Below are 4,199 nucleotides of genomic sequence, written 5' to 3'. Positions count from 1 at the left end.
AATTGATTTCTAACTACTCTCCTCTCAAATTTTATTCTACTCATAAATATAAATCTACCTATAGAATTACGGATATCAAGAATTTATTAATTAATCATTCTATAGACTTGACTTAATAATGTATATTTTTATAATTTTCGAAATAACGAAATGGAGAATAGAATTTGAAAGAGTTCATTACCATAACCAAAGTGCTTTCTGATGTAAATCGAGTACGGATCCTATTGGCTTTAGACGGTCGGGAATTATGTGTTTGTCAGCTTATCGTTCTCCTTGGACTTGCACCATCGACAGTATCCAAACATTTATGGATACTCAAACAAGCCGGATTGGTTGATTTACGAAAAGAAGGCCGTTGGTCTTACTATCACATAAACTATGAAAGTCCTTCTGAACTCATATTACAGGCGATAAATTGGACCATTACATCGAATCGATCCAGCCCTCTTATTATGAAAGACAATAAAAGACTACAGGAAATTCTAAAAATGAAACTTGATGAGTTGTGTCAAAGTATACCTGGACCTACCACTCATTAAGTGAGGTAGGATGATAATAATTTATCTAAATATGAAAACTTCTGCGTATTCTATTTGGAGATAGATAAATTTCTATTCACCAATAAATCACTAACTTGATGAATATTGTGATCATAGAAATAGTTGATTAAATGGAGGTTTATAATGAATAACCAAAAAAATTCGTCTGATAATTATGACCTGCGAGAAATTGTCCGTAAAGCATATGGTGAGGTTGCCCAACAGGATAAATCCTGCTGTGGATCATCCTGCTGTGGGAATACATCAGCTGAATTTGTAGCAACTAACTTAGGGTATCAACAGGAAGAGCTTTCCATTCTTCCAGATGGAGCGAATATGGGATTATCTTGTGGTAATCCAGTGGCGATTGCCTTACTTCAACCAGGAGAAGTGGTTCTGGATCTTGGTGCTGGTGGTGGTTTTGACGTCTTTATCTCAGCGAAAAAGGTTGGATCTGCTGGGCGGGTCATTGGTGTTGATATGACACCGGATATGGTTGATAAGGCACGACGGAATACCCTCTCCTTCAAAGCATTGAGTGGTTTGGATAACGTTGAATTTCGCCTGGGAGAGATTGAACATCTGCCTATAGCGGATGAAAGTATTGATGTAGTAATATCAAATTGTGTTATTAATCTCTCACCGGATAAAGCCCAGGTTTGGCGAGAAATAGCACGGGTATTGAAACCGGGTGGCCGAGTTTCGGTCTCCGATCTCGCGCTTTTGAAGCCATTGCCGGAAGCGGTTCGAGAATCAGTAAGAGCATTGGTTGGCTGCATTGCGGGAGCAGTATTAATTGAAGAAACCAGGGAGATGATTCACTCTGCTGGATTGTTTATTGTCGATTGTAAAATGAACTCTGATTTTATTGATCAAATGTCCACCTGGTCTGATCCTTTATACGTTGAGATTTCCAAACACTTACCCCCCGAGACAAAACCTGGTGATTATGTGACGAGTCTTAATGTCACTGCAAAGAAGCTATAGTCTTGCGATGTAAAGAAGATAATTCTCAAAGTCTCTATAAAATATTTGGAAATTGCGATTAGTTCCTTAATCCAATGATCGATAAGGGTATGTACATTATTACAAAACTTTATTTGGTAAAAGATCAAGATAATATTTGGTTGGGAGCTTGGAATTTGCATAGGAAGTTTTGAGAATTTCGAGATCGTATTCACACCTTCTCAATTCGATTTGGAGAGCGTGATTATCCAGAATGGTAAGCAACACCCATCCCGCTCTCCAGTCTCCATCTTTGGGACGTCCGACGCTTCCATCATTGATAAACCAAACATCCTGGACCTTGCGGGAAAAAGGACGATGAGTATGGCCACAAATTAATACATTAGCTGACTCATTCATCATCGTGTGGACAAGGTTCTCGTCGGGTCGATCGGGAAAAAGGTATTCATTGATTCGGCGTGGGCTGCCATGAACAAAAAGCAATTGATAGGATCCATGGGTTAATTGATAGCGAGGGAGAAGATTTCTTAAATATCTTTTGTTTTCCGAGGTGGTCATTTTTTTGGTCCATTCGATAGAAATAACTCCCAATCTTCTTTCTTCATCGGTTCTATACGCACACCCACAATCATCCAGGTCATTTCCAACTCCCTGGTCATAGTTTCCCATAATAACTGGGATATTGAGTGATTGGATGATTGAGACAACCTCATTTGGGAAGGGCGCGTATCCCACTAAATCTCCTAAACAGATCATTTTATCCGGTTGGAGATTTTCAATATCTCGCAATACGGCTTTCAGCGCCGGAAGATTCGAATGGATATCCGATAAAACCGCAATTTTCATGGTATCACTCTAGTTATTAAAAATAATAGAGATATTGGGCAAATTATAAAGAATTCTATCAACTCACACTTTTGAAGCTTTTGGAAACCAGTGTTGGGTTCGATTGGCAATAAAGACCAAGCTGAGCATTATCGGCACTTCTTCAAGAACTCCAACAACGGTTGCCAGAGCCGCACCGGAACTCAACCCAAAGAGAGAAATAGCAACTGCAACAGCCAGTTCAAAGAAGTTACTGGCACCAATAAGGCCAGCTGGAGCAGCGACTGCATATTCAAGCTTCCATTTTTTAGCCCATAGATATCCAATAAAGAAAATAACGTAAGTCTGAATAGTCAGAGGAATGGCAATTAACAGGATGTGAAGAGGCTGCTTAAGAATAACATCACCCTGGTATGAAAAAAGAAGAATTAAAGTGAGTAAAAGCCCGATGATGGTCCACGGTTTCAAGCTGGGAAGAAAATTGGATTCAAACCATTCCAGTCCCTTTTTCTCAATAAGTTTTTTGCGGGTGTAATAGCCTAAGTTAAGCGGTATCACTACAAACAACACCACCGAAAGGAGAACAGTGTCATAAGGGATCTGGATCCGGGCCACTCCAAGCTGGAAAATGACAATGGGAGCATAGAGAAAGAGGATTACCAAATCATTGATCGCCACCTGTACGAGAGTATAAGCCGGATCGCCTTTAGTTAGATAGCTCCAGACGAAGACCATGGCGGTACATGGAGCTGCACCAAGAAGGATAGCTCCGGCGACGTATTGGCTTCCCAGGACAGGACCAATATAGGGAGCAAAGATAAATTTTAAGAAAAGCCAAGAAAACATGAGCATAGTAAAGGGTTTGATGGCCCAGTTAACAATAAGGGTTATAACCAGCCCTTTGGGTTTTTTTATTGATCTCTTGATACTGGCGAAATCGATCTGCAACATCATTGGATAAATCATTAACCAAATGAGTATGGCTACTGGGATCGAGACTCGACTGACTTCGAGTTTAGACATTGCCTTAGGAAAAACGGGTATCCACTGCCCTATCATAACCCCTAATAGAATACAGAGAGCAACCCACAGAGTAAGATATTTTTCAAAAATACCTAAAGAACGGTCCTTTTCTTTCATTAATGATTCTCTCCCCTTTTCAATCTGTGATTACCCAAACGATAAGTTTAATGAAAACATTTATTGATATTTTTTCCTGATGATTAATTAACTAAGATCAAAAATATTTGTGTCCTTTAGAATCTGCACCTTGCCTACAAGAATCATTTTCTCCCCTGTCAAATTCTCCCCATAACGATCAATGCGGTTACTGGTGCTAATGTTTTGAATTTTTGGATCACAGACGACCTCAATCAGTAATTTCTCCTCCTCATTGGGAAAATCTGGAGTGACTCGAAAGGAGGCGGTGAAAGATCCATTCTGAACTTCAATGATTTTTTGGAGGTTGAAGGTTGTTTCAGGATTGGCTTTGAGCGAAACAACCAGACGAGTTCCGGAAGGCAAATCGGTAATCCCATTCACCCGGTACCGGTTATCTTTGATAGTAAATTGCGTGATGGTCAGGACTGAATAATCGACTAGGGTGGTTTTTGACGAACTGGAACTCTTTTTGATTCCGGAGGGGGAGTTATTATCCGGAGATGACGGATTTGACGGAATGGTCGGTTGGCTGATATCGGGAATAGAATTATCAACCGGTGGAGTCTGACCGCAACTACAAGCTTTGTCTTCTGCACAGCTCCAGGCACTGAATATTAAAATACCGACAAAAAGAATAAGAATAACCAAGACCATTTTTTTCATTCTTAATCTCTCCTTTATTTATTAGGGTGCAGTATAGATAAGATA

5 protein-coding genes are annotated in these 4,199 nt (G+C 39.9%); 2 read left to right on the top strand and 3 right to left on the bottom strand.

Going from position 1 to position 4,199, the window contains the following annotated elements; all coding sequences use genetic code 11:
* The first annotated feature begins 164 nt into the window (after positions 1–164).
* Both PLK24_RS06680 and arsM read left to right on the top strand, forming a co-directional pair.
* Entirely contained in the window at positions 165–539 is a 375-nt protein-coding gene (locus tag PLK24_RS06680; protein WP_324477513.1) for an ArsR/SmtB family transcription factor, read from the top strand.
* Between the two features lie 144 nt (positions 540–683).
* Positions 684–1,526 carry an arsenite methyltransferase gene (gene arsM, locus PLK24_RS06675; protein WP_324477511.1) on the top strand — a complete coding sequence of 281 codons (843 nt, stop codon included), beginning with the start codon at positions 684–686 and terminating at the stop codon, positions 1,524–1,526.
* Between the two features lie 99 nt (positions 1,527–1,625).
* On the opposite strand, the gene PLK24_RS06670 is transcribed toward arsM, so the two are convergent.
* The 3 genes from PLK24_RS06670 to PLK24_RS06660 form a co-directional block, all read right to left on the bottom strand.
* Positions 1,626–2,351 carry a metallophosphoesterase family protein gene (locus PLK24_RS06670; RefSeq protein ID WP_324477509.1) on the bottom strand — a complete coding sequence of 242 codons (726 nt, stop codon included), beginning with the start codon at positions 2,349–2,351 and terminating at the stop codon, positions 1,626–1,628.
* A gap of 63 nt (positions 2,352–2,414) precedes the next feature.
* The gene (arsB, locus tag PLK24_RS06665; RefSeq protein ID WP_324477507.1) at positions 2,415–3,470 is read right to left on the bottom strand and encodes an ACR3 family arsenite efflux transporter; all 1,056 of its coding nucleotides are present in this window, start codon (positions 3,468–3,470) and stop codon (positions 2,415–2,417) included.
* Between the two features lie 87 nt (positions 3,471–3,557).
* Positions 3,558–4,154, bottom strand: a complete 597-nt coding sequence (locus PLK24_RS06660; protein WP_324477505.1) for a hypothetical protein — start codon at positions 4,152–4,154, stop codon at positions 3,558–3,560.
* Positions 4,155–4,199: the final 45 nt, after the last annotated feature.

Source organism: Atribacter sp., from assembly GCF_035418125.1.
GTDB lineage: Bacteria > Atribacterota > Atribacteria > Atribacterales > Atribacteraceae > Atribacter > Atribacter allofermentans.
Note: the sequence above shows the minus strand (reverse complement) of the source record. Positions and strands in the feature narration are given on the sequence as shown.